Origin of the sequence: Paenibacillus sp. FSL R5-0636 (assembly GCF_037974255.1) — a bacterium.
In the GTDB taxonomy this organism is placed as follows: domain Bacteria; phylum Bacillota; class Bacilli; order Paenibacillales; family Paenibacillaceae; genus Paenibacillus_AQ; species Paenibacillus_AQ odorifer.
In genome coordinates, this window is sequence record NZ_CP150232.1 from 3,252,535 (window position 1) to 3,278,993 (window position 26,459).

The 26,459-nt window shown below is 40.1% G+C and carries 27 protein-coding genes and 1 pseudogene; 22 read left to right on the top strand and 6 right to left on the bottom strand.

Annotated features, from left to right (window positions below):
- Positions 1 to 176: 176 nt before the first annotated feature.
- From MKX34_RS14800 to MKX34_RS14840, 9 genes and pseudogenes are all read left to right on the top strand, one after another.
- Positions 177 to 833, top strand: coding sequence for a CatB-related O-acetyltransferase (locus MKX34_RS14800; RefSeq protein ID WP_038570785.1), 657 nt, complete (start codon positions 177 to 179; stop codon positions 831 to 833).
- A gap of 148 nt (positions 834 to 981) precedes the next feature.
- Complete coding sequence (locus MKX34_RS14805; protein ID WP_076099317.1) at positions 982 to 1,497, top strand: GNAT family N-acetyltransferase; 516 nt, start codon at positions 982 to 984, stop codon at positions 1,495 to 1,497.
- Positions 1,498 to 1,526: 29 nt separating this feature from the next.
- Positions 1,527 to 1,685: pseudogene (locus tag MKX34_RS14810) on the top strand (DUF3977 family protein); the annotation flags it as partial.
- A 68-nt stretch (positions 1,686 to 1,753) separates the two neighbouring features.
- On the top strand, positions 1,754 to 2,638 hold the full coding sequence (locus MKX34_RS14815; RefSeq protein ID WP_076296741.1) for a GNAT family N-acetyltransferase: 885 nt from the start codon (positions 1,754 to 1,756) through the stop codon (positions 2,636 to 2,638).
- A gap of 16 nt (positions 2,639 to 2,654) precedes the next feature.
- Positions 2,655 to 4,061 (top strand): serine hydrolase, encoded by a 1,407-nt coding sequence (locus MKX34_RS14820; RefSeq protein WP_076296740.1) that lies wholly within the window; start codon positions 2,655 to 2,657, stop codon positions 4,059 to 4,061.
- A gap of 1 nt (position 4,062) precedes the next feature.
- On the top strand, positions 4,063 to 4,752 hold the full coding sequence (locus MKX34_RS14825) for a hypothetical protein (RefSeq protein ID WP_076296739.1): 690 nt from the start codon (positions 4,063 to 4,065) through the stop codon (positions 4,750 to 4,752).
- 76 nt (positions 4,753 to 4,828) lie between these two features.
- The gene (locus MKX34_RS14830; RefSeq protein WP_249267729.1) at positions 4,829 to 5,914 is read left to right on the top strand and encodes a CHAP domain-containing protein; all 1,086 of its coding nucleotides are present in this window, start codon (positions 4,829 to 4,831) and stop codon (positions 5,912 to 5,914) included.
- Positions 5,915 to 6,018: 104 nt separating this feature from the next.
- The gene (locus tag MKX34_RS14835) at positions 6,019 to 6,417 is read left to right on the top strand and encodes an Rrf2 family transcriptional regulator (RefSeq protein ID WP_076296738.1); all 399 of its coding nucleotides are present in this window, start codon (positions 6,019 to 6,021) and stop codon (positions 6,415 to 6,417) included.
- Positions 6,418 to 6,525: 108 nt separating this feature from the next.
- Positions 6,526 to 7,218, top strand: a complete 693-nt coding sequence (locus MKX34_RS14840; RefSeq protein ID WP_076146100.1) for a class I SAM-dependent methyltransferase — start codon at positions 6,526 to 6,528, stop codon at positions 7,216 to 7,218.
- Positions 7,219 to 7,552: 334 nt separating this feature from the next.
- On the opposite strand, the gene MKX34_RS14845 is transcribed toward MKX34_RS14840, so the two are convergent.
- Complete coding sequence (locus MKX34_RS14845; protein ID WP_076296737.1) at positions 7,553 to 8,461, bottom strand: aldo/keto reductase; 909 nt, start codon at positions 8,459 to 8,461, stop codon at positions 7,553 to 7,555.
- 161 nt (positions 8,462 to 8,622) lie between these two features.
- Between MKX34_RS14845 and msrA the strand changes: the two genes are divergently transcribed.
- The 4 genes from msrA (at position 8,623) to MKX34_RS14865 (ending at position 12,695) form a co-directional block, all read left to right on the top strand.
- On the top strand, positions 8,623 to 9,135 hold the full coding sequence (gene msrA, locus MKX34_RS14850) for a peptide-methionine (S)-S-oxide reductase MsrA (protein ID WP_036678131.1): 513 nt from the start codon (positions 8,623 to 8,625) through the stop codon (positions 9,133 to 9,135).
- A 170-nt stretch (positions 9,136 to 9,305) separates the two neighbouring features.
- Entirely contained in the window at positions 9,306 to 10,496 is a 1,191-nt protein-coding gene (locus MKX34_RS14855) for an ArsR family transcriptional regulator (protein ID WP_076222602.1), read from the top strand.
- 97 nt (positions 10,497 to 10,593) lie between these two features.
- Entirely contained in the window at positions 10,594 to 11,301 is a 708-nt protein-coding gene (locus MKX34_RS14860; RefSeq protein ID WP_176462543.1) for a response regulator transcription factor, read from the top strand.
- Complete coding sequence (locus MKX34_RS14865; RefSeq protein WP_076296736.1) at positions 11,298 to 12,695, top strand: HAMP domain-containing sensor histidine kinase; 1,398 nt, start codon at positions 11,298 to 11,300, stop codon at positions 12,693 to 12,695. The genes MKX34_RS14860 and MKX34_RS14865 overlap by 4 nt, the downstream gene beginning before the upstream one ends.
- Before the next feature lie 60 nt (positions 12,696 to 12,755).
- Here the strand turns inward: MKX34_RS14865 and MKX34_RS14870 are convergent, their stop codons facing one another.
- Positions 12,756 to 13,304: a PadR family transcriptional regulator gene (locus MKX34_RS14870; RefSeq protein WP_036678125.1), complete on the bottom strand. Its 549-nt coding sequence runs from the start codon at positions 13,302 to 13,304 to the stop codon at positions 12,756 to 12,758.
- A gap of 153 nt (positions 13,305 to 13,457) precedes the next feature.
- Between MKX34_RS14870 and MKX34_RS14875 the strand changes: the two genes are divergently transcribed.
- Positions 13,458 to 14,906, top strand: a complete 1,449-nt coding sequence (locus tag MKX34_RS14875; protein WP_038570799.1) for an MDR family MFS transporter — start codon at positions 13,458 to 13,460, stop codon at positions 14,904 to 14,906.
- Positions 14,907 to 14,984: 78 nt separating this feature from the next.
- Here MKX34_RS14875 and MKX34_RS14880 read toward each other — a convergent pair whose 3' ends face one another.
- A complete protein-coding gene (locus MKX34_RS14880) occupies positions 14,985 to 15,479 on the bottom strand; it encodes a DUF6803 family protein (protein WP_076296735.1) in 495 nt (164 codons plus the stop codon).
- A gap of 129 nt (positions 15,480 to 15,608) precedes the next feature.
- Between MKX34_RS14880 and MKX34_RS14885 the strand changes: the two genes are divergently transcribed.
- On the top strand, positions 15,609 to 16,289 hold the full coding sequence (locus MKX34_RS14885; RefSeq protein ID WP_036678119.1) for an HAD family hydrolase: 681 nt from the start codon (positions 15,609 to 15,611) through the stop codon (positions 16,287 to 16,289).
- Between the two features lie 5 nt (positions 16,290 to 16,294).
- A complete protein-coding gene (locus MKX34_RS14890) occupies positions 16,295 to 16,882 on the top strand; it encodes a GNAT family N-acetyltransferase (protein WP_244886482.1) in 588 nt (195 codons plus the stop codon).
- 687 nt (positions 16,883 to 17,569) lie between these two features.
- Here MKX34_RS14890 and MKX34_RS14895 read toward each other — a convergent pair.
- Positions 17,570 to 18,622: a 2,3-butanediol dehydrogenase gene (locus tag MKX34_RS14895; RefSeq protein ID WP_038570804.1), complete on the bottom strand. Its 1,053-nt coding sequence runs from the start codon at positions 18,620 to 18,622 to the stop codon at positions 17,570 to 17,572.
- Positions 18,623 to 18,937: 315 nt separating this feature from the next.
- On the opposite strand from MKX34_RS14895, the gene MKX34_RS14900 reads away from it, so the two are divergent.
- The 3 genes from MKX34_RS14900 to MKX34_RS14910 all read left to right on the top strand — a co-directional run bounded on the left by MKX34_RS14900 (position 18,938) and on the right by MKX34_RS14910 (position 23,123).
- On the top strand, positions 18,938 to 19,960 hold the full coding sequence (locus tag MKX34_RS14900) for a LacI family DNA-binding transcriptional regulator (protein WP_036678110.1): 1,023 nt from the start codon (positions 18,938 to 18,940) through the stop codon (positions 19,958 to 19,960).
- A 111-nt stretch (positions 19,961 to 20,071) separates the two neighbouring features.
- On the top strand, positions 20,072 to 21,004 hold the full coding sequence (gene cysK / locus MKX34_RS14905) for a cysteine synthase A (protein WP_076296734.1): 933 nt from the start codon (positions 20,072 to 20,074) through the stop codon (positions 21,002 to 21,004).
- A gap of 610 nt (positions 21,005 to 21,614) precedes the next feature.
- Positions 21,615 to 23,123 (top strand): TPM domain-containing protein, encoded by a 1,509-nt coding sequence (locus MKX34_RS14910; protein WP_076296733.1) that lies wholly within the window; start codon positions 21,615 to 21,617, stop codon positions 23,121 to 23,123.
- Between the two features lie 102 nt (positions 23,124 to 23,225).
- On the opposite strand, the gene MKX34_RS14915 is transcribed toward MKX34_RS14910, so the two are convergent.
- Both MKX34_RS14915 and MKX34_RS14920 read right to left on the bottom strand, forming a co-directional pair.
- Positions 23,226 to 23,672 (bottom strand): hypothetical protein, encoded by a 447-nt coding sequence (locus MKX34_RS14915; RefSeq protein ID WP_143763732.1) that lies wholly within the window; start codon positions 23,670 to 23,672, stop codon positions 23,226 to 23,228.
- The gene (locus MKX34_RS14920) at positions 23,653 to 23,874 is read right to left on the bottom strand and encodes a helix-turn-helix transcriptional regulator (protein WP_076296731.1); all 222 of its coding nucleotides are present in this window, start codon (positions 23,872 to 23,874) and stop codon (positions 23,653 to 23,655) included. The genes MKX34_RS14915 and MKX34_RS14920 overlap by 20 nt, the downstream gene beginning before the upstream one ends.
- A 185-nt stretch (positions 23,875 to 24,059) precedes the next feature.
- Between MKX34_RS14920 and MKX34_RS14925 the strand changes: the two genes are divergently transcribed.
- From MKX34_RS14925 to MKX34_RS14935, 3 genes are read left to right on the top strand one after another with little or no spacing between them, the layout of a single operon-like run.
- The gene (locus MKX34_RS14925) at positions 24,060 to 25,004 is read left to right on the top strand and encodes an ABC transporter ATP-binding protein (protein WP_076296730.1); all 945 of its coding nucleotides are present in this window, start codon (positions 24,060 to 24,062) and stop codon (positions 25,002 to 25,004) included.
- The gene (locus MKX34_RS14930; protein ID WP_076296729.1) at positions 24,997 to 25,674 is read left to right on the top strand and encodes an ABC transporter permease subunit; all 678 of its coding nucleotides are present in this window, start codon (positions 24,997 to 24,999) and stop codon (positions 25,672 to 25,674) included. Before MKX34_RS14925 ends, MKX34_RS14930 begins: the two co-directional genes overlap by 8 nt.
- A 17-nt stretch (positions 25,675 to 25,691) precedes the next feature.
- A complete protein-coding gene (locus MKX34_RS14935) occupies positions 25,692 to 26,390 on the top strand; it encodes a hypothetical protein (RefSeq protein WP_076296728.1) in 699 nt (232 codons plus the stop codon).
- Positions 26,391 to 26,459: the final 69 nt, after the last annotated feature.

Below are 26,459 nucleotides of genomic sequence, written 5' to 3' on the forward strand. Positions count from 1 at the left end.
AGTTCGGACAATACGGTTGATTTGACGAATAAATCATTCGTTTGTTACAATGACGGCATCAATTAGGAAAAGGATGAGGACGATGGTTCGTCGTTTGAAAAGGTTTAAGAATGTCGCTACTGCATCAAGCTTCTAAGTATAAATGAATTACATTACTTAGAAGCGAGGGAAAGAAAATGAAACAACATCAGTTCAGCCACTGGTCTGAAATTAAGTATTTAAAGGATATTGTCACCAACCCAATGATTGAGGTAGGAGAGTACTCTTACTACTCTGGTTATTACGATAATCTTGATTTTGAAGATGGGTGTGTTAGATACCTTTGGGGTGATGAACAATCAAGAAAGTTGTTTAATCCCAGTGAAGATTATGGTTGGCATTTAGATAAATTGATTATAGGAAATTATGTTTGTATTGCTAGTGGTGTAATTATTCTCATGGGTGGGAATCACAATCATCATCCTGAATGGATCACCGTGTATCCTTTTGTAGATCAGATTGCAAACTCTTACGAATCCAAAGGGGATACAATCATTGCAAGTGATGCCTGGATTGGGATGAATGCAATGATTATGCCCGGTGTGAAAATAGGCGAAGGTGCTATTGTTGCGGCAGGATCAGTTGTTGTAAAGGATGTCCCACCGTATACGATAGTAGGCGGCAATCCTGCTAAAGTGATCAAGCAACGGTTTACAGATCAAGAAATCGAAAAGTTAAAGGAAATGTGCTGGTTCGATTGGAAACGTGAGAAAATTGAACAAGCCACGTCTATCTTTTCAAGTTCATCTATTGATCAATTATATGACTTTTACCTTAAAGAAATAAAAAAATAACAAAATCAGAACAGGCTGCCGGTATATTCTGCAGCCTGTTCTTTTATCTGACAGGGTAGTTTAACAATAATTGTTTTTACCAGATTAATCCTAATTAGTATGTTAATATAGGAATGGACTCATTTAATAAGTTAGGAGGAATTATATTATGGCCTTACCTTTACAAATCCGTCGAATGACACAAAACGATATTGCTATTATACATACGGGGTTATCTGAGCATGACGTAAGCCAACCTCTTGATTATGTCCAGCGTTGTTGGCAAGAAAATCAAAATGAAAAGCGAGTTACACTTTTAGCTTTTTGTGAAAATGAGTTTGTTGGATGGGGACATGTGGTATACAGGTCGGAATATCCTTATTTTGCAGAGAATAATATACCTGAAATTCAAAACTTTGACGTCATCCCGCCATTTAGGAAACGTGGGGTAGGAAGTGTATTAATTGAAGCTCTTGAAAAAGATGCTTTTACTATATCTAATACTATTGGTATTGGATTTGGATTATACGCTGACTATGGAACCGCACAACGGATGTATATAAAGCGTGGTTTTATCCCTGATGGGCGGGGAATCATGTACGATAATAAGCCTGTTGAGCCTGGGGCACATGTTTGTGTGGACGATGATCTCTGCCTTTATCTAATAAAAACTATTGAGCAATAAAAGCAGCTCTTGTACGGGGGAGATAGATTCTGAAGTATATCGAATTTGGTCTTGGCAATACATGGCTTATTAGAACTGAAACGGAGTTAGAGGATGGAACGGAATATGAAGAAAAAGGCATAGTGAAACCGGTAAAGTTCCGCTCGTTATATTTTAGAGTTTGGATTGGCAAAACCGTAATCATTCTAGACTTATAACAAGTCTTTAGGTTTAGCATGACAAGGTTGCCGTCTAAATGAACAAATGGAGGAGCAAGATGAACTCATTTTTAATACAAAAATATAGTCCGCAAAGAGATAAGGCGCAAATTGAACATATGTTACTTCACAATAAGGATTTATTAAAGAGTTTTTATCAAAATGAAGAAAGCAACAGAGAGAACATTGTGGTTGCCATTATGAATGATACATCCATAGGCTTTCTTTCATTTAACGGGTTTGGAAGAAAACCACAAGCAATCCTGTTTGTTAATAATGAGTATGACACAATGGAAGTCGGCTCCAAGCTTATAGAAGAATATGAAAACATGCTTATACATAATGAAACAGTAGAGCATACAGTATTCAATGTTCTTTCTAGCAATGCTCAATTAATCAGCGTTTTGGAAAAAAATAATTATCGCGTATACTTTGCCATCTATAATATGGAACGAACAGGCGCTCCCTTTCCTTCAGAGAATATCCTGGTTAGAAATTATGAGGAAAAGGATTACTTTGAATGGGACAGAGTTTGCGAATTAGCTTTTTATCATATGCGTCAACGTGTAGGAATGTATCCCTCGTTTTTTTATAAACCTGTGGAATGGGAACGGGAACAGTATGCGGAGAATAAAGATAATATGTTTGTAATGATAGTTGATGAAACGATAGTAGCAGTAGGCAAGATAGCAGGAAATAAAATAAGTATGGTTGCTATTTCGATAGAACATCAATCACAAGGTTATGGAAGATCTTTTGTGAAATTTCTTATTAATGAAATCATTAGTAGAGGTGAAGATAAGGTCATACTTGAAGTAGTGAAGGGGAATTTTGCGAAAGCCTTATATGAGAGCCTTGGGTTTAAAGAAACGGAAATATACCACAACTATATCAAGTATTTTAGACCTGACACGAGACTTAGCGCTCCACCTGAGAATTATTAAAAAACTCAAAAATATAATGACAAGCGAGGTTTATATGGATCAGCCAGAGATTTTGACCCAAGCGCTGTCTAAGTTTTATGAAGAACTTGAACGATCTGATTTACCGGTTAATACTTTTATGCTATTGCGAAAGGGAGAAGTTATTACCGAGTTTTATCGTCAACCGTACCGCAAAAACGTTCCCCAAATTTTATTTTCCCTGAGTAAGAGCTTTACATCTATTGCAGCAGGCATAGCATGGGATAACGGTTATTTTGAATTAACGGATAAAGTGGTCTCTTTTTTCCCGGATCAGCTTCCTAGCTCAATCTCGCCTAATTTAGCTAAGATGACGATACATCATCTTCTTTCCATGAATACGGGGCATAACAATAATATATATGGTGCGATAGCCAAGCAAATTGATTGGGTTCGTGCCTTTTTAGCTTTGGACGTAGAAGATGAACCGGGAAGTTATTACAATTACAATACACACGCCACTTATATGGTTTCGGCTATTATCGAAAAGACGACTGGAGAGAATCTTGTTGATTTTCTAATGCCAAGATTATTTACTCCATTGGACATAGAAAGACCGGATTGGGAGACTTGCCCGTTAGGAATTGTTGCTGGTGGAATGGGACTAAGCATACCAACAGATGGAATTGCGAAATTTGGCCAGATGCTCCTCAATCAAGGAGTTTACAATAGCTGTAGAATTGTTTCTGAAGATTATTTAAAGCTGGCGCTAAATGAACAAAGCGATAATCGTTGGGGACAAAATAAGGCTGATTGGTCAAACGGATATGGTTATCAGTTCTTTATGTGCAGGAATGGATGTAAGATGGGGAATGGAGCTTTTGGTCAATTGTGTTTCATTGATCCGAGTCGAGAGATTGTGATTGCTGCAACTTCAAGTTTTACCGAGATGAAGAAGTTACAGGATTTTTTAGATATCATATATGCAAATTTACTGAACCTTGATTGGCCAACGGTTGTATCTAACATTATTAAACCTCCTACATTTACCTCCTTAGTAGACAGGATAGTTAAAGTAGATTATAGATCGTACAGTGGAATTTATATCTTTGAAGATAATAAGCATAAAATCAAAGAATTAACACTGAAGTTTGAAGAAGATCACCTTAGTTTTTCTTTACTTTACGACGATCATTTAGATGAATTTAACTTCAATTTTTTAAAGCCTGCCTATGCAAAATGTTTATTTATTAAAGACTTATCCCTTAGTGAGCAGGATGTTTGTACATCTGCAAGCTGGCAATATGCTGATTCTAAATTAATCCTCACGGTATATTACATTGAAACCCCTTACGTAGTTGATTACACCTTAAGTTTTAGCGGTAAAAAAATTGTATTGCATATGCATAGGAATCTTTCCTTGGAGGATAGAGAAGACATAACTGTTATTGGTTGGGAGGGATGAAATGATCAAGGGTAAAGGATGGATGGCTGTTTTATTTTTGCTGTTTTCTTTAGTTTTTGTGGGAATCACACATCAGGGGACTATGTTTGGGGATTACCTCTTCAAAACCATTGGAATTCCGCCTTGGAGCGAGCCTGCGACAAACCATGGTTTACATTACTCAGCGATATTCGGGATCATTATGTTAATCGTCAGTGGGAGTTTAACTATAAAGCACTTTAGACAGCGTTATAAAAAATATGTAGGCAGAACCGTTTTGCTTGCTATCATCATTTTCATTACGTTATATCCATTTCTAACAGAACGATTGTATTATCTTGTGAATATGAACAATGAGGGAATTGAAGTTGTGGATTTTCTGGAAAAAGATTCGCACTGTATGTACGGTACTCAAGAGGATATAGTGAAGGTTCAATGTACAATCAGGCTAATCAACTATGGCGGGCAAAATGAAACCGTTATGATTCGTCCAATCTTTCGAGAGTATGGTAATTCTCAAGGGATTTGGTCATTCGCAGAGGTTCAGCCGCAAGAGATTACATTGTTACCAAGATCTAATATTAAACATAACATTCACTTTGAGAGTAAGCCTGATGCTCGGATCGCTGAATTCGGGGCGAACGGTAATACCGATTATTTTGGTGTGGAATTCGTCAAGGATGGACAGAAAAAGGTAGTCTTTAGGGACTGAATTGATAAAAAAATTTATGTCAGTTTTAGCTTTGGTATTATTACAGCTGAGCAGTAACGGAGGGGGAAGGTTTCCAGTGACTCAACGACTGATAACAAAAGTGAACCAGCGCCTCGATAGTGTGCGTGTGCTGGTTCAAGAAATGATCATGTCTTTAGGTAGCGAACAACGGAAACAGGAAGCGTGTGTTCACCTGTACGGAGTGTCTAGCTTCGCTTCATTGCTTGCCATGAAAAGAGAACAAAATCAGGAATTGGCAGCCATTATAGGACTGCTTCATAATTATTATTTCTTCAAAACCGGAGTCAAGGATTTTCCAGGTCCCAACAGTGCAGATACCGTAAGGCCTTTATTAAGAGACTTGAATATGTTCACCAATGAAGAGCTGACTCAAATTCTAAAGGCGATCTTCCATCAAGGGGATAGGAATAAAGTTAAGGGTCACTATGAAGAGATTCTAAAGGATGCTCAAGTTCTACAATTACATTTGCAGAATAGGGACTGTAATGTAACACAACAGGACACGAATAGGCTTCGGAATGTACTTCGTGAAATGACGATTCCAGAGGATTTTTTGGAAGAGATAGATTACAGTAGCGGGGCTGAAGTTCACCAGCCTACGGATAAACGAGGCAAGTTGGCTAATATTGCTGAAGCATTTGGAAAAGAAAACATTGTTGGAATACCAGGAAACGAACGATATCGAGAAATCTGTAAATATTGGCCTGACCAAGGGATTTATAAAGTATTACAAAACAATTGGTGCGCAGCATTTGTATATTACTGCTGTATGCAAGCTGGCTTTCTGCTGCCGATTCGATATCCGAATGCTGATTTTCGATTAGCTGGCGTAGGGGCATGGTTAGAGTGGGCGCAACTACCTGAGACCGCATTTTTTTATTTTGACGGGCAAGAGGGGTTTACTCCTCAACGTGGTGATATTGTGATTTATGAAAAATTGCTAACTAATGACCCTCACGATCATACAGGTATTGTTTTAGCATGCGATGACAAAGAGATCTTAGTTGCTGAAGGAAATAGGGATAATCAGAATTATTCCAGTGTTTTCTACAGAGATCGCTGGCATTGCGTATATGGCTATATCCGTATCGCTAATGACTATGAATTTGAGTTTAATGGAGAGTATACTCCAATTAGTTGAGGATGAAGAAGATTGCTTAATGGGCGAGTGTAGGAATTATATACTTGCCTTTTAAAAATGTTAGAGTTATCATAGATTTCTAAAGTCGTTAATGGAGGTGCTGAATGAAATATTCCCAAGCGACAGATTATGCACTTCATGCAATGCTCTATATGGTGACGGTGGCGTCTGATAAGCCGGTGGGTGTTCAATTGCTTGCTGAGAAGCTGGGTGTTTCCCAAACCTATCTGTCCAAAATGATGACTAAGCTAGTGAAGGCTGGATTAATTCAATCTGCACCTGGCGCTAATGGTGGTTATCGTCTCAGACGCAAGTCGGAAGAAATCTCTTTTTTGGATATTATCCATGCAATCGAAGGAACGGCTTCCTTTTTTGAATGCAGTCTAGATCACGGAAGTGAATGTCTGATTCAACAGGTTGTGATTGACGCTGAGCGACAGATGGAGCGGTACTTAGAGAACACGAAAATTGCAGATTTGGCAAAAACGATGAAGACGGAGTAAAGATCCGTTCTTTTTTCGGGCTTATTAGGGATAATATAAATCCGTAATAACTTTAATGCGGGTTTTGATACTAAAATGTGAAGTTTAAAACAATGGAGGATGATTACAATGACTGATGAGCAAAAATTAAATGCCAAGAGGGCGACCTATGAAAAAACAACTCGTATTTCGATTCCCTCTTATGATTCATTATTTTCGATGATCCAATCTTATTTTCGCTTCGAATTAGGTGACATCCCTGTATCTTTGCTCGTGGTCGGTGCGGGGGGAGGAAATGAATTTTCGGCATGGGGTCCATCTAACCCAAACTGGACATTTACTGGAGTGGATCCTTCGGAAGATATGCTTAAGATCGCGAAGTTAAAGATAGATGAACTGGGCTTAGAGAGCCGTGTCAGTCTGATTCCTGGGACAATCGATGATCTTCCTCAGCAGGACTCAAAGTTCGATGTGGCAAGTTGTATTTTGGTCCTTCATTTCATTCATGATGTTCAAGAAAAATTGAAATTGCTTCGCTCCATAAAGGATAATCTGAAACCGGGTGCTCCATTTGTTCTCGTAAGTGCATATGGAGATTTGGATGATCCTGAACTCCACGACAGAATAAATGTATGGAAAAGCTTTTGGGTTGCAGGGTATGAATCTCCCGAAGCGTTTGATAATGTAAGTAGCAATATTACGAAAATTTCTTTTCTTCCTGAAAAACAAATTGAAGAGTTATTGAAAGAATCAGGCTTCACGAGAATCACTCGATTTTATTCTACTGGAATTATGGCAGGCTGGATGTGTCACGCGGAGTGACTTGAATACTTTCAGACTCAGATGACGTTATTTGCATATATTTAGCCTTTGGAGCATGATTTCGGACCCCAGTGCTGCTATTCCTTAAATAGAGGATGATATATGGTGATTATCAAGCTCATAGCGGCTATGGAGTCCGCGAGCACCCTTAATATAGTAAAAAGTAGCGCATAAGGTCAACTGTGTCCTATAGCGGCTTCGTTCGTGTGAATAATATCTAATCAAACCAAGTTTAAGGATTAGATCAGCGATCAGTTAGATTCAAAAAGTAAGGGTGCCCAACAGCCATTGTATGGCTATGGACACCCCATTGTTTTTAACGAAAGTGACTAATCTATACATGAAGCTTGTAACGATTTGCTTTGCTCATCTGCTGAATGTCTGCAAGTTCCTCCGAAGTGAGTGGAGCTACATCAGCAGCCATTACATTGCTTTTTAATTGCTCCAGACTGCTTGCCCCAGGAATAATAACGGCTACAGATGGATTAGCTAGTGGATAATGCAGCGCTGTTTGTGCAAGATTGCGAGAGTCACTAGTTTCCTGTGAAAGCCGATCATGCAAATTCAGAAGTTCCTCACTACTGTAATCTAAGTAATTCTTTTCCGCCTTGCTGCGACCACGCTCTGATAGAATGCCCCCTGCTAAAGGTCCGCGTGCGATCATGCTAATTCCATGCTTAGCTAGCAGAGGAAGGATTTCTTCCTCAGGACGTCGATCTAAAATGCTATATTGGCTCATAACACTTACAATATTTGATTTTTTCACATATTCTCTAATTACATTAGGACGAATAGAAGAGATCCCATAATAGCGGATAAGACCCTCTTGCTTAAGTTCTTCAAAAGCTTCAATCGTTTCGTCAATTGGATCTTCAATAGTGCCGCCATGCAGCTGGTATAGATCGATGTAATCCGTTTGCAGCCGTTTGAGACTATCTTTGACTGCATTTTTAATATAGGCTTTTGAAGGGTCCCAGCTCCAGCCTTCTTGACCGGGAATTCTGCGGTTGCCAACTTTTGTTGTTAGGATTACATCCTGACGACGTTGACGAATGGCTTTGCCAATAATCTCTTCATTACGGCCCTCATCATAAAGATCTGCTGTATCAACAAAATTGATTCCTTGATCGAGTGCTTCATGAACAATGGAAATGGCTTTCGCCTCATCCGTACCCAAAGACATACAGCCAAGTCCTATCTCACTTACATACAAATCGGATTGTCCTAAACGATTTTTTCTCATAGCGCATTCCTTTCTACTTCTGTTGTTGTTATATTATAACGTTTTGGAGATTTGAATTCTAATGGTGCTGCTGACTTCCATTGACTTTATGATCTTTTGGCTTTATCGTCATAGCATATATTATTTATTAGATGAAGATAGATAGGGAGAGATTTGATCATATGGAACAAGCGATGTTTGCAGGCGGATGTTTTTGGTGCATGGTGACACCGTTTGAGGAATTACCAGGCATTCATGGAATTGTATCGGGATATGCGGGAGGGTTAACTGAGAATCCAACCTACGAAGAAGTCAAAACCGGAACAACGGGGCATTACGAGGTTGTGCAGATTACGTTTGATCCAGCGCTTTTTTCATACGAGAAGCTGCTTGAATTATATTGGCCTCAGATTGACCCTACCGATGATGGTGGGCAATTCCAGGATCGAGGAACTCAGTACCGGACAGCGATCTTCTATTATAATGAAGAACAGCGGTTAGCGGCTCTTGCCTCGAAAGAACAGGTTGCGGGCAGCGGCAGATTCTCCGGTCCAGTCGTTACGGAAATTCTTCCGGCGCCAACTTTTTATCGTGCAGAAGAGTATCATCAGGATTATCATCATAAGAATCCTAAGCACTACAAAGAAGATCGGGAGCAATCCGGTCGGGATACTTTTATCGCTAAACACTGGTAAGTGTTGAAAAAAACTTTAAACCAAGAGCATCCTGAGTCATACATGGCTTACGGGATGCTCTTTTTGCATTATATACAAATTTTATTTATTTTAAATTCTACATACTTTCCACACATTTGTAGACTAAACTACTCTAAATCAAGCGAGAACATCACACAGGAGGGTTTAGGATGAAAAAAATCATACCATTTGTTGCCGTTAGTTTGCTTTTGAGTACAGTGATAACAAGCTGCCAATCAGGCAATAATGTTCCATCTAAGGTTAATTCGCATGCTAGTTCTGCAACGGTGGAGCCACCTTGGATAGCTACGAAGAATACTACTCGCATTAACACTTCAGATCCGATTCAAGCCGCAGTGTTAGTTTCTCAGACTTTATGGACTGCGCAAACAAAGAATAATAGACCCTCAAGTGTAGTTTTGACGGATGTGAGTAATTGGCAGATTGCCGCAGTTAGTGCAGATTTGATTCATCATCCCAGTAACGGCCCCGTCCTGTATACCACAAAAGATGGGGTTCCTGAGGTTACCCTCGCAGAACTTAAGCGACTGAATCCAATAGGTGCTGATGGCAATAATGGGGTTCAGGTAGTGCTTGTTGGGCCTATGGCATCTAATGTAGAACAACAATTAAAGGCCATTGATTTAAAAGTAGACCGGATAGAAGGGGATGAGCCAGCGGCTGTAGCTCAGGCTATAGATACTTATTACGCTAAAGCAGCCGGCGAACTTCCAAAGTCGGTCATAATTGGTTCTATGGATAGCCCTGAGTACACGCTGCCAGCAGTGAATTGGATCGCACATATGCCGGAACCTCTACTCTATGTAACCAAAGACGAAATTCCTAACTCAACGGTCGAGGCTTTAAAAGAACGTGGAGGTAGTGCAACTATTTATATCCTAGGACCAGAAGACATTGTCTCAGCAGATGTAGAAAAGCAATTAAAAGAATACGGAACAGTTACCCGTATAGCTGGACAAGATGTTTTTAAGAACGCTATAGCTTTTGCAAGTTTTAAGGATGCCAATAACGGATTCGGCTGGGGAATCACTACACCCGGTCATAACCTGTCTTTGTTAACCACGGATTCAACGATGCTCGCTATCGCCGCTGCGCCGTTTTCCCATTTGGGGAAACATGCGCCGCTTATTTTTACAGAAAAAGACGGGCTGCCAGATTCAGTAATGGAGTATATGATGGAGCTTCAACCTAAATTTCAAGATTCACCAGCGGAAGGTCCTTACAATCATGCTTGGATAACTGGAGATAACCTTGCAATAAATGAGCGAGCACAAAGTGAAATTGATGATATGCTAGAAATCTCACCTGCTGCAGGAGGCAATCCGCATTCCGGCCACTAACCATAATCACAGGCTGGCATCATTTAGGGATGATGTCGGCTTGTTCTGTATTTTTTTGTATAATGAGAAGAACTAGGTCATAAAGAGGGTGAACGGCTTGAATAAGCTACAGATACTGATCGTAGATGATGAATGGAACATGCGGAATTTATTGCGGATTTATTTAAGTAAAGAAGGGATGTCTACAAAAGAGGCGTCAACGGGTCATGAGGCACTCCAACTGTTGAAACAACACAGCTTTGACCTAATCTTGCTGGATGTGATGATGCCGGATATGGATGGCTGGCAGGTCTGCAAGCTGGTGAGGGAGACAAGCTCTATCCCAATTCTAATGCTAACCGCACGTTCTGAAACCAAGGATAAGGTACGTGGTCTCGGTATAGGAGCAGATGATTATCTTACTAAACCGTTTGAGCCGGAAGAATTAGTGGCTAGGATTTATTCTCTGCTGCGGCGTTCAACACTTACATTTGCCCACCAACCTCAGGATAAGGTGCTCACATACCCTGATTTTAAAATATACCCAGAAGCTAGGGAGGTACATATTCAGGATACATCCATTGAATTCACTCTCAAGGAGTTTGATTTACTGGCTACTTTGGCGCAAAACACTACCCGGGTTTTTACGAGAGAAGAACTGGTGGAACGATTATGGGGGAATAATTATGAGGGGGAGAATCGTGTTATCGACACCCATATTAAGAATATCCGTGAGAAATTGCATAAGGCAGGCCTCTCCTATAATCCGGTTCAAACAGTGTGGGGGTTAGGTTATAAATTTCACGCTCCAGGTAATCTGGTATGAAAAATAACATCATCGGACTTAAGCTTGGTTATATTATAATGTCTGTTTTTTTAGTAGTTTTGCTTGTTCTTGGAATTACTATAGACCGGATGTTTACAAGCTTCTATTACAACGAGATGCAAAAAGAGACGGAGGAACTCACCTCACATTTTATCGGAATGGCGGAATCGCAGGATAGTTCAAATGAGCAGATGATGAGTACCTTTGCAGAATTTTCGGATGTCAGTATCTTTAATATCTCGAAGGATGGCAATGTGATACTCCACTCGGGTGTACATGATCGTTCGGATCGTTCATTCATCCAAGCTTCGGATGTTAGCCGGATTTTCGCTGGGAAAAGTGTTGATTTTGAGTATAAAGATCCTGCTGGACATTCCTATTTTATCATTGGAAAACCAATAATGGAGGGGGATACAACTCAGTCTGCACTTTATGTAATGTCCTCTACAGAGAGTATGAAGCAATCTTTGGCTTCCATCCGGAACCTGCTGCTGATTGCAGGAATAGGGGCTTTTATATTGGCTATAGGGATCACTGGTGTGATCGCCATGATTTTGTCCAAACCTCTGATCAAGATGCAAAAGGCAACCCGGAAAATCGCGGCTGGCGAGCTGGAAACGAGACTTTCTATACGTAGCAACGATGAGATTGGTTTTTTGGCAGAGGCTATAAATGATCTGGCTGTCGATCTGCAACGATACAGGGATACACGTCAGGAATTTCTGGCAAATATCTCACATGAGCTGAGAACGCCCATTACATATTTGGAGGGGTATACCAAGGTAATAAAAGATGGACTTTACGAGACCGAAGGGGAAAGAGATCTATACTTGGATATCATTCATCAGGAAGCACATCGGCTCCAGCATCTTGTGGATGATTTATTTGAACTGGCAAAGATGGAGGAAGGAAAGGTTACTCTTACCCAAGAGTGGATCGATCTCAGTCAGCTAGCGGAACAAGCCGTGCGCAGAGTTGAACTGAAAGCAAAGGAGAAGGGGTTACTGCTGAAGCTTCAGCTTAGCGGAGATGCGTATATGATCCGTGGAGATCAAAAACGTATGGAACAGATTATTATGAACCTTCTGGAAAATGCAATTCGTTATACGGATGAAGGTGAGATTATTGTTCATATGGAATTTGCAGCGGATGCTGCAACTCTAATTGTTGAAGATACAGGAATAGGTATTCCTGAGGAAGAGCTTCCCTATATCTTCGAGCGTTTCTACCGGGTAGAGAAATCACGTTCAAGACAATACGGCGGTTCAGGTCTGGGACTTTCCATTGTTAAAAAGCTGGTGGAATTGCATGGAGGCAAGATTCGAATGATAAGTCAGCCTGGAGCGGGTACTCGTTGCGAGGTGCAACTATTGAATCTATCTAAATCCGAATAAATGTAAGTAAAAAGAGACTTCAGATACAAAATGAGGTCTCTTTTTTGCTTGTTTATAATGTTATTGATTCGACTCAAGCTCTTCAAGTGCCCATTCGCAAAATTGTATAGAGCTCTCCATATCAAGCACACGTTTGCGGATCAGTAAATAACGTCCAAAAGTTGTGGCTTTTAACTCACGAGTCTCACCGCGTTCATCACGCAAGACTTCGTTTGCTTTGAGCAAAACCTTGTATCGCTCCAACTCACTCTTACAAAACTCTGCACGTTTTAGTAATAGGTCCTTGGCTTCTGCCGGGTTGGATAGCCATAAGCTATACAGCTTAAAATGCAGTTCATCCCGCAGCACCGGAGGCTCAGCAGGAGTTTCCACCCATTGCCGCAATTGCTTCAGTCCTGCTTCCGTAATGGAGTATTCTTTTTTATCCGGTTTGTCGGTCTGTTCAATGAGCTTAAAGGTGATATAACCTTGTTGCTCCATGCTCATTAATAGAGGGTAGATTTGACTATGTCCAGCACGCCAGAGCGGCTTGATATTCTGAGTTAATTCATATCCAGACAATGAGTTAGCGCTAAGTAAAGCTAGAAGTCCATAAGACAGTGTATTCATTACTATAAAGCCCTCCAGTTATTATAAATCCGTTTTCATTGAATTTTTCGGGGATATGTCATCATTGACATATTGATCATACGATTATAACATTATTCAAGTCACCTTATATATGTAAAAGTAGACATATAAAAAATAATGAGGAGGGGAAGCATGGAAGAAAATCAAGCAAGCAAAATACATTTTTGGCCGATCATGATTGCCATATTCTTCGGAAATTTCGTCTCTGTCTTAAGTACAACGACGATCAACATTGCTGTTCCTCTTTTAATGGATCATTTCAATACGAGTCTGAACACCATGCAATGGATGGTCACCGGTTTTATGCTGGCGACAGGAGTAACCGCACCACTCGCCGGATATCTCGGAGGAAGATTCAGCTACAAAAGGCTTTATCTTTTCGCCTTGATGGGATTCACCATGTTCTCTTTGCTTTGTGCTTTGGCATGGGATCCAACATCATTAATTGTATTTCGGATGCTTCAGGGTTCGTGTAGCGGTCTCATTATGGCTTGTACGATGACCATCATATTTCAAGTAATACCGGGAGAACGCAGACCGTTTGCTGTAAGCCTCTGGTCGCTATCCGCGATGGTCGCGCCAGCCATAGGTCCGACGTTTAGCGGTTGGCTGCTCCAATATGCCAGCTGGCATTGGTTATTCTTAATTAACATTCCTATTGGAATTATAGCTGTTATTCTAACCCTAACGTTAATCCCATATTATCGAATGAATATTCCGAAGTCATTTGATATTCCTGGTTTCCTCACCGTTGTCCTCGGTAGTTTATCGTTATTAACCGCATTTAGCCAAGGCAACAGCTGGGGATGGACTTCATGGAAAACTTTATCGTTAATCCTTTTGGGGGTTGTGTTGTTAATTTTGTTTGTTTTGCGCGAGCTGAAGGCGGAGGTGCCTCTGCTGAATTTGCGTGTATTCCGTAATCGCCGTTTTACCGCCATGCTTAGTATCTATAGTTTGGTTACGATTGCGATGTATGCCGGAACCTATTTAACCCCTTTGTTCTTACAAACGGTAGAAGGGGCTACAACGCTTAAAACAGGGCTGATTTTATTGCCGTCCTCGATCCTCCTTGCCTTGCTGAGTCCAATCGTAGGTAAGCTGTATCCAAAGTTCGGACCTGTGAAGTTGATTTCTGCGGGTATTTTATTTATATTCATCGGTTTATTCATGCTTAGTCGGCTGCAAACGAACATATCTTATAGCTTTATTATGTGGGCGATGGTCGTTCGTAATCTCGGCATTGGACTAGCCAATGTTCCAAGCAGTACAGCCTCAATGGAGGAAATTCCCGTCGAATGGTCTGGGCATGCTACGTCGATCAACAACTGGGTCCGCAATGTGTTAAGCTCACTTGGGATTGCAGTATTCACTTCCCTGTTGTCGAGTAGATCTTTACTCCACTCTAAAGAGTTGATCAGCTCCGGTGCAAGTAATACAGATTCGATACGTTTACTATCGTTCACGATGGGTGTGAATGATGTTTTTGTGGTAGGTTCCATTATCGTGTTGTTTGGATTTCCGCTGATGTTTTTATTACGCAAGAAGCGTACTGTGGTAACTGTACAAAGCGCGGGATAACCGGTACGAGACAAAAAGCAGATCAAGGTTTGATCCTTGATCTGCTTTTTGTCTTAGATTACGTTATGTTAATAAACTTTAATGCATCATATCGCCCATTCCACCCATACTGCCCACAATTTCCGGATTAATCATCCCAAATATCATCGCGATATGCGCTACGACCAAGAATCCACTAATAAGCAGAAAATGCAGCTTCATCTTGTGCTCTTCCGATCGTTTACGAGCAATTAGACCAAGATCTAACAAAGCCAGTGGCAATAAGAAGAGTACTCCGCTTAAATAGAAGCCCACGGCTACAATATCAACCCATGTGTGCCATTCCCCATTCACAGACAAAGGAATAAACGCAGTTGGGAACAAGTAAAGGAATACCCCTGTGAAATATAACCCTGCGAGTATGCTGCAGACTTTGTTGAAGGATCGTAGCGGGGCTGTTAGATTCTTGGTGAACAAAATAATAAACTCTGTAATGGTAATCGTCTCAGCGAAAATCACGGGGATTGCCATGAATATAATCAAGTTCCAAGGCTGGTTGTCCGCTAGCAAAGACATGTAATGCGTCATGTTCATAAGATATTCCTCCGATAATATGTAATAGCTTCGGTTACTTATCGTATTCGAGAAGTATGTGGAAAGTATGTGGAAACGAAGGTATGATAAATATATGCAATAATAACAGTCGAGGGGAGCAAGACAACCGTGGGAAGAGGATTACAAAACATTTTATTTGATTTAGATGGTACTTTAACAGACCCCAAAGAAGGCATCACCAAAAGCGTAGAATACGCTTTGAACAAATTTGATATACAGATCGAACATTTGGATGAGCTTCTTCCTTACATAGGTCCTCCGTTATATGATTCATTTATCGAGCTGCACCATTTCACTGAGGAACAAGCGCTTCAAGCGGTTGCTTTTTACCGGGAGCGTTACAGTGCCACGGGATTATTTGAGAATATGGTGATTGAAGGTATACCCCAATTGCTGGAGGGACTTAAGACGAATGGATACTCATTGTATGTAGCAACCTCCAAACCGACTGTTTTTGCAGCACAGATTCTTGAGCATTATAAGCTCGATCATTATTTCAAACATATCGGAGGAAGTAATCTGGACGGTACCCGTTCTAAGAAGCAAGAGGTTATTCAGTACGTGCTTGATGAGAATGACATACATCCAGAGGAAGCGGTAATGATAGGAGATCGTAAGCATGATATGATCGGTGCTATTGGCTGTGGTGTCGAATCTATTGGAGTGACTTTTGGTTATGGTCCCAAGGAAGAGCTTGAACAAGCCGGAGCAGACCATATCGCCTTTCGTGTGGAAGAAATTGCAGATATCATTCAGCATATTTCATTGAGAGAACGGTGCACCAAATGAGTGTTATGAATACTGAACTACTTGACGGGAAAACAATTAAGCTGGTTCCAATAGATGAAAGTCATGCAGAAGGATTGGCGAGAGTGTTAAGAAATCCAGACATCTGGGAATTTACCTGGCGAAAAATAACGTCGGACGAGCAGGTGCAAGGATTAATCTCAACAGCTTTAGCAAATCAAAAAAACGGTTCACAAATTACCTTTACTATCATTGATAAAGCAACGGAGCGAATTATCGGAACCACAAGGATTATGCATCCGGATTTGGTTCATCGCAATGCGGAAATCGGATGTACCTGGATCTCGCCTGATTATTGGAGGACTAGTGTGAACACAGAGGGCAAGTCGCTGCTGCTACACTATTGTTTTGAAGAACTTAAGCTGATCCGTGTAGAATTTACAGTGGTCGCGAACAACTTGAGGTCACAAAGAGCAGTAGAACGAATTGGGGCGGTTAAAGAAGGAGTTCTGCGCAAACATAGAATCAAGTCTGACGGATCGATTCATGATAATGTGGTCTTTAGCATATTGGATACCGAATGGCCTGCTGTAAAAGAGAATCTGCATTATTTGATAAATGATAAATACGCATAAGTATAGATAGTAGCAAACAAACGGGCTAGGGGCTGTTCCATAGGGAGCTACACTTCATCTAGAATAGATGAATCAGAGTGGCGATGGAAGCAATTAGTTGAAGCAGAGCGTTTAATTGTATTTTGTACAACTATAATTCCTTAATTGGTTGGGTCATAGATATAACTGTATTTAGTACATCTATTTTCCTCATTTACTTCCGTATAGGTAGATTTTTAGGTTTTTAATTGTACAGAATACAATTAAAACAAGTATAGTTGCTTTTTCATCCGGAATAAGTGCACAGAATGCAGTTATTTCACATTTACCCTATATCACTCTCCATTATTCATTCAAATCCTTTAAATTAGGTGCTAGAAGTATACTAAGAGGGGATACAACGGAAGCTACGGACGGTTCGAAAGGATCCCTCAAGAGCATCAGACTTGGCAGCTCCAGCATAGTGTGTGGACAATTATACTTTGGTGGATCAGCGGATGTTTAAGCGGGTTAAATCAGAGTGTATAAGGATTTGCCCATAAATTTGCTTAAGCCCCGCTACAGATCAAAAACACCAGGCAGCGATACTCCAATTCCCGGAGTATCGCTGCCTGGTTGTTTTTTAATAACAGAGACCGCTACAAATTCTAGAAAGAGCTGCTTGGGGCAGCGCCTTCTTTTATGATTCAGCCAATAGGCTGCTTATGGTTATTGTTTAGGACTTACAAGGATTTTCACTTGATTTTTTTCTTTCAAAAGTGCCTCAAACCCGTGATCAATCACTTCATTCAGTTTAATTCTCTTAGTAACAAGCTTCTCAGCAGGGAAGTACCCTTGTTCCATCAAGCTAATTACAGCTGGGAAAACATCACGGTATCCGATGATACCAGTTAAGTTGCGTTCTTTAAGTACGATATTGTTTGGAGTAATCGTAGCATCTTTTTCGAAAATACTAACGATCATGATTTGTCCACTCAATTTAGTGGAATTAATGGCTTGGGTTAGAACGGGAGGGACGCCAGTGACTTCAAAAGCAACATCTACGCCACCATCGGTACGTTTTTGAATTTCTTCGACCACATCATATTGTTTAGGATCGATTACAATACCACCGAGTTCTTCAGCTTTACTCTTACGTTCTTCAGAAAGTTCTACAACATAGATTTCCGCTGCACCGGATGCTTTCAAAGCTTCAATGACCAGCAAACCGATTGGGCCAGCACCGAATACTACAGCTTTATCTCCAACCTTTAGTTGACTGGAACGAACAGCGTGTAGAGCAACGGCAGAAGGTTCCACGAGAGCACCTTGTTCATAGGATAAGCTGTCTGGAATTTTGTGCACCATATGTTGGTCTGCTGCGACGTATTCTGAGAATCCACCGCCACCACCAGCCAAACCTAGGAAGCCCATTTTTTCACAAAGATTATATTTACCTTGTCGACAAGCCACACATTCACCACATGCAAAAACAGGCTCGACGACGACGCGATCACCAACATTAAACTTGCTAACGCCTTTACCTACTTCTACGATTTGTCCAGAAAATTCATGTCCCATTACGACTGGAGCTTTTTCACCAGTAAGGGGATGAACAGTACCTTGGGGGATGAAAATAGGGCCGGCTACATATTCATGAAGATCGCTGCCACAAATTCCGCACCATTCGATTTTGATTTTCACTTTTCCTTCAAGGGCTGCTGGTTCTTCAATCGTTTCTAACCGTAGATCTTTGACGTTATGCCATCTTAATGCTTGCATATCATTCATCTCCTAGATTAATAATTGATAATAAATAGTGTTTTATTTTTGGAAAAGAGGAAACGTTTCCGAGAACAAATATGTCACATAATTTTCATATTGTCAAATTTAAATAATGAAAATATTAATATCGAAAATTAGTGAAATATTTCACTAAAACAGAGGTATATCAAGACTTTAGGTTCGCATTAGCAGCTGAGATAAGTATTCTTCTATGTACTATTATGTTATAATCTATACATTGAAATTTTGACTTTAGATGAGCGGAATAAAGATAAATACGAAAACGATTCCGGAAATAAGGGGACTATCAGAGTGGCTAATAAAAACAAAGTAACCATAGAGGATGTAGCGAAACGGGCGGGGGTAGGTATTGCTACTGTCTCAAGAGCCATTAATAATTCAGAGGGAATTAGTTCCAAGACCAAGGCGCTGGTACTTCAAGTGATTGAGGAGATGGGTTTCACTCCGAACACCTCTGCGCAAAGCCTTAAAATCCGCCAAACGAAGCAAATTGCTCTGGCCGTTCCTGACATCCGCAACGCAATTATTCCGGATATCGCCTGGTCCGTAGAGCAAGCCGCTAAACAACATAGCTATCGGGTAATTCAAATTAATACTTCTGGCAACCCGCGCACTGAGCTCGAAACGATTCGTGAGGTCAAAAAATTACATGTAGATGGACTCATTATCATGCCTCTTGCTTATCCAAAGACCATGGTAGAGTTAATTAATAAATCGAGTGTTCCGGTCTCCATCATTAACTACGGGAAAAGAATCACAGAAAATGTGAAAGCAGACATCGTCAGCTTGTCACGTTTTGAAGGTCAATTAGTGATGGAGCATTTAATCAATATCGGTCGAACTAGAATTGCATATGCAGGAGCTCAAAAAGATCTTATTGAAGATCGTTATCTTGCCTATCAGCAAGCTTTAAAACAAGTGGATATTTCGCTTGTTTATTTTGGCGAAGACTTTTCCTTGCAAACGGGGCTACAAGCCGCTGATTATTTCTACAGCCTGACACATATGCCAGACGCTATTTATGCAGTGAATGACATGGTGGCGATAGGTATTGTAAATCGTTTTAAAGAATTAGGCGTTCGTGTTCCGGAAGATGTGGCGGTGGTTGGGGTGGATAATAACTCATGGACAACTATTACAACGCCTCAGATTAGTTCGGTTTCCATCATGGGGAATGAAGTGGCGCGTTTAGCCACACAGCTTCTTTTACAACGTATTCAGGATAATATTACCGGGGAGTATCAAAGGGTGCAGCTTGATCCACGATTAATCGTGCGAGAGTCGAGTGTTTCGGTTAGACGTAGTACGAATTAACGGCCTCAATTTGCGACTAATAAGAATCAATAGCTTGTAAATCCTTTAAATCCTGCTAGACTTAATACAGAGTAATTTGATTGGAAATTAAGAAATGAGGTGCGGATCATTATGGCTAATATTTACATGAGCTTAACCGATCTGATCGGAAATACACCGTTATTAGAGATTTCAAAGTATAGTAAAACCCAAAACGTAGAAGCAAGGGTTCTTGCCAAGTTGGAATCTTTTAATCCTGCAGGTAGTGTTAAGGATCGTATTGGGTATGCATTGATCAAAGATGCGGAAGAGAGAGGTCTCATCAATAAAGATTCTGTCATTATTGAGCCTACCAGTGGAAACACTGGGATTGGACTTGCTTTTGCAGCTGCTAGCTTGGGGTATTCACTGATCATCGTCCTACCAGATACATTTAGTATTGAACGCCGTAAATTAATGCTGGCACTAGGTGCTGAGCTTGTGTTAACACCGGGAACTGAAGGGATGAGCGGAGCTGTAAGAAAGGCAGAACAATTAGCTGCGGAAATTCCAAATTCATTTATTCCCCAACAATTCAGCAATCCTGCGAACCCGGAAATACACAGAACGACTACAGCTGAGGAAATTTGGCGGGATACCGATGGAGATGTAGATATTTTTATAGCGGGTGTTGGTTCTGGAGGCACTATCTCGGGTGTTGGAAAAGCGTTGAAAGAAAAGAACCCCGCAGTCCAAATCGTTGCCATCGAGCCGTTTGACTCCCCTGTTTTATCAGGAGGCCGTCCTAAGGGACATGGGATTCAGGGCATTGGAGCTAACTTTATTCCGGAGAATTACGATAATGAGGTAGTGGATGAGATTTTTCAGGTGAGAAATGATGATGCCTATAGCGTATCACGTGCACTTGCGAGAACAGAGGGTTTGCTGGTGGGTATCTCCTCCGGAGCAGCTGTTTACGCAGCTACACAAATCGCTAAGCGTCCTGAGAATAAAGACAAGACCATCGTGGTAATTCTGCCGGATTCCGGTGAGCGTTACTTAACAACTACTCTGTTTGATTTTTAACGGAACATGAGCTCGAGATCCAACTAATTGGCTTTAAAATCATGAGGCTCAGCAATATGCTGAGTCTTTTTGTTGTTGGAGTATTGGCTGGGTATCTCAAGATTCCGGGTATCTCAAGTAACTAAGAAGTTTAAGAGGGATTCCAAAACTTCCATTATTACAAGTAGCTAAGAGAGTTTAGTGTGTTACGGACCGTATAGCATCTATTTCGCCTTTTAAGCTCATTTTGCCGAGGTATCGGACTGCATAGCACTTATAGGCCAACATTTGCGGATAAGTGGTGTGGTTTTGAGTAAATAGCCGCAACTGAGTCCGATAGCTTACAGTAAACCCGCAAATGAACTAAATAACGTCTCCTGCGTCCGATGCATCGGCGAAAAGTATGTTATCCAGTAGGAGGATTCCAAAACTCCAATGTTCTTGAGTTTGATCCCTCAACACAACACGATGATTGCCCCTAAAGCGACTCGCACGCCTTAAATCACCTGCCTCACAAATTCTAACCGTTTTTTCCTGTTGTGTAATTTCCAGTTTAGAATAAAATGGAACTATTCCGCTAACCGCGCGTAACCGATAAATAAGAGAGATAATGATAGATCAGGAGGTACATATGAACACGAGAACTCTAAAAATACTGCTACGTACCACACTTGCTGCCTTATTGTTAAGTGTATTGCTTTTGCCGGCTGTAAGTTTAGCCAAAACTGCTGTACCTAAGCATACGGGTTCATTTTATGTAAATGATTTTGCGAATGTGATTGACGAGAAAGCAGAGAATTACATGGTGAACTACGGTATTCGATTACATCAGGCTACTGGAGCTCAAGTGGTGCTTGTAACTGTCGACTCTACTGAAGGGGTTTCGATGGAAGAGTATGCAAAATCGCTTTTCAATAGCTGGGGTGTGGGGGCTGCGGATAAAAATAACGGTCTGCTGCTGCTCCTTTCTATAAAAGATGATGATTATTGGGCGGTACAAGGTAAAGGTATAGAGGAATCATTGCCTAACAGTAAGATTAAAGAGATTCTTTCACAATATCTTGAGCCGGATTTCGCAGCTAAAACATACAGTAATGGTGCTAGGAAGACGTATGGAGCTTTTATTCAAGCTATGGGCGGTACTTGGGCAGAAAATGTTGGCACCAAAAATTACGTATCCGATAATGCGGGTGTGCTCAAAAAAGTAACTAAAGACTATCTGAACGATTCCAGCAACAGATATAAAACAACAACCGGAAGTGGAATTTATGTGGTTACTGTAAAAAATGCTGGAGATAAAACATTGCAGGACTATACCTATATGAAATTTGCTTCGGTAGGTGCTGGTCCTAAGGATGTTATGCTTGTATTGGACATAGGCGGAGACAACTATCATGTTCTACAAGGCAAGGATATCGACAAGGTTTTAACCAATGAGGCTATTAGTAATATTTTAAATACCGTGCTTGAACCCCAATTTGTGAAAAAAGATTACGGAACGGGAGCTACAACGACAGTTAATTCGTTCTACAGTTTCTTGTTAGCGAGAGCGGATCATCCGCAAGGAGTCACTGTAAACAACGGAAACAATGTTAATCCTGGAACTACAACGAACTCTGGTACTTCCTCTACTACTGCTATAACTGGAGGTGAGGCGGTTAGTAAAAGCAAGGCTTTTCTAATCTTCTCAGCAATTTTTGGTTCGCTCATCTTATTTGGATTTACTGCTTCACGACGCAATAGATATATAGAAATGTATGGTTTGCCATTTAATCCATATAGCCAAAGGAATATACGCCGTTATGGTCCTTGGCATGGTCAAGCTGATTACGGTTATGGCAGACGCTGGCATAGACGTTATTATCATCACCATCATAGGAATACAAACAATTCGCAATCAAGCTTCTGGGGAAACAGTGGTGGAGGCGGATCTACTAGAGGTGGAGGTGCAGGGCGTTACTCTTCAAGCAACGAGAACCATGGTGGTGGAGGTTCCAGCAGTGGTGGAGGAGCAGGAAGACATTCTTCCAGCTCTTCAAGCAGCAGCAGATCTAACAATGATAGTGGCTCTTCCGGTGGTGGTGGCTCATCAGGTGGCGGCGGTAGCGCTAGCAGCGGCGGTGGAGTAGGAAGACACTAAATAAATCATGTAGTTAATAAGAGGTGCAAAGGAGCTGTCTCACAAGTAGAAATTCTACTACTGAGACAGCTATTTAAATGGAAAAGAGATTAAGTACCCCACTCAGTTTCTAGTATAAAACCATCTGTATAATGAAGACACGACTAACAAGACCACAAGAACACTTGCCAATGTGAAAAAGATAACCTGATTGAAGAAAGATGAGATAATACCTCCAAATGAAAGCAACCAAATCATAAAATTTATAGTGGAGCTGTAACTTTTTAATTTGATACTTTGATTTCTTTCATCTTCTTCATAGATCACCATTTCTTCAAGCGCATTCTCGTCTTTAAGCAGCTTTCTAAGCTGTATTATGTTCATCACACAGACGCCTTCAATACCAAAGAAAAATCCTGTGATATACGCATCAATAGAAGCGAAATCTGCCGTGGTATTGAGCAATTTAATGAAATAGGTACCTATTACAGCAAGTCCACCAATAACAGCGATAACTATTTTGGCGCGTAGGCGTTTTTGAATCCGTGCTTTATATTTTTGATTCATCATTTTCCTCCACCTCAGAGAAATCAAATACTTCCTCAATCATTAATCCAAAATACTTAGCTATTTTATAAGCAAGGATTAAAGAAGCTGTGTATTTTTCATTCTCAATTGAAATAATGGTTAGACGAGTGACACGAACCGCTTTTGCTAATTCCTCTTGAGATATTTTTCGCTCTTTTCGCAATTCTCTTATTTTTGTTTTCATGTCATGCTCCCATGTAATAATTAATATCGAAAATTGCTTTCATGATGAAAACCAAAAACGACAACGTCGTACTTTCTTATTATATCAATAAAAAATTTTATCACAATCAAAATAAGTATAGTTAACTATACAATAAATGTATAGTCTGCTATACTTATTTTGGGTTTCTTAAGGAGGATTGTGCGATGCGGAAAATTGAACTGAAAGATGTGAAAAAGACATTCGGGAGTGTAAATGCTATCAATGGATTGAGCCTCTCCATTCAGGAGGGAGATGTTTACGCCTTATTGGGACATAATGGAGCTGGGAAAACAACTACTCTTCGTTTCTTATTAGGACTTTTAGAGCCTGATGAGGGAGAAGTATCTGTATTTGGTTGTAATCCTAATCTGGAGGGTGACACTGTTCGTAAAATGTGTGGTGTTTTATCAGAAGGCGTTGGGTTATATGAACCTTTGAGTGTATATGATAACTTAAGTTATTTTGCTCAAATATATGGTATGAAACGTAGTGATTACGACAAACGAATAGACGAGCTATTGAGTGATTTTGAAATACTAGATAAGAAGCATTTGCCTGTTAAGGGTTTTTCTACAGGGATGAAGAAGAAGGTTGCTTTAACTAGAGCCTTACTTCACAAACCCGAAATCCTTCTATTAGATGAGCCCACGAATGGACTAGATCCAGTAAGCATCGATCATTTAAGAGTAATGCTGCATGATTTAGCACAGAAGTATGGGACCACCATTATTTTGACCACACACAATTTAGAAGAAGTAAAAAAGATCTGTAATAAGATCACAATAATGCGACATGGGAAAAACGTATATACTAACACAATGGCAGCATTGAAAGAGCAAGCCAGTAGTAAAGTCCGTATTATCTGCAACCAAGATTTGTCCGCTGATTTGGAACGTCTTCATAAGGCGTTGTCTAGTCTTGAAATAAATATTGAATACAAGGTACAGCAAAATACGATTATCGTTGAACTAACAGAAAATATTGCCATTTCGAAGTTGATTAAAGTATTAGCCACATTAGAGATAGATGTGAAGAATATTGAAACGAAGGAATTTGACCTCGAAGAGCTGTATATGCAGGTAGAAAATGGTGAGAAACCAAATGAATGAAATAGAAATCGTCTTTAGGATGCAGATAAAAGAGTATTTCAAGGATAAAGGCGCTCTGATCTTTCATTTATGTGCTGTAGTTCTCATAGGGATCGTTGCTCCTGTATTTCGAATGAACGATACTGTTTTGTTGAGTGGATCAATCTTATTTCCACTTATTCTGTTAAAGCAATGGACAGCCAACAGCTTTGCGGGCGAGAAAGAAATGAAAACGATAGAAACATTATTATCCTCACCAATTAAGAGCAAAAGCCTATTCTATGGAAAATGTATGTATTGCTTCGTTAGCAGTGGAGTTTATTATTTATCCATATTCATTCTAATACTATTAGTGAAGAGTTTCACAAAAGAACATTTTCAAATAAATTTTTGGGAATGGGTAGGTATGTTGATTCTATTTATTCAAATTTTATTAACCGTCACTTTAATAGGAGTAGATAGATCCAGTACTTCTGATGATATCCAGACGGCTAATAGTAAGCTAACTATAGTTTTTTATCCGATTTACATTTATATTGTTATTCTTTTTAATTTATTTACTCAGCATTTGATGGTGGCTACTTATTTACTATCAGCAGTATTTTTAGTTGTTTTGATGGGGGTTAACTCTTATTTTATCTTTATAAAAGTTAAGAAAATGGATCGTTCGTATTTTTGCGGAATCATATAAAAAGGTAGGTGTTACTGATGAAATCACAAATATCTAGTGTTCTTCATCATGAATGGAAATATTTCGTAGCTTTAAAGCGATTTCGGTTTAGCATGCTTTTCTTAATTGTTGCACCAGCCATCTTTACGATGCTAGCCTATATTTATTTTGACAAATTGAACTTTTATTATCCAATCATCATTATGGCTCTAGGTGTGCCTCGAATAACAGTAAATATGATCTCATATTCGATTGGAGGAGAAAAAGTATATAAGACCTTTGAATCTTTATTGTCAACGCCAATACGAACAGAGTCAATGTTCATTGGGAAGAGTGTGATTGCAATCCTGATTTCACTAGTAATGCTGGTAGTATCGTCATTGTTTACTTGGCTGACAGCAAACTTCATCCAATATATTTTTATGCATGAAACCAGCCTCATTTGGTTCTCAACAGCACAAAGTATATTAATCTTTGATAATCTTCTGATTTGCATATTCATGATCTTTATAACTGGAATATTATCCATGGTAATGCAAAAGCCACGACAAGGTTTACATATTACTTCAGCACTAAGCTTCTTGACGATGGTGCCGTCTTTACTGGTTACATTTTGTGGAAAGCATCCATTAGAGTGGTCAGCAGGGATTATGATTATTTTGCTGGGAATAAATCTATTCTTCATTTGTTATGTATTGCAGCGAATAAAGAGACCACAAATAATGGCGAAATTATAAAAGAGAACTAACAATCGTCGTATGATGAGAATCGTACGGCGATATTTTTGAGTATGCTCAGAAACTTAC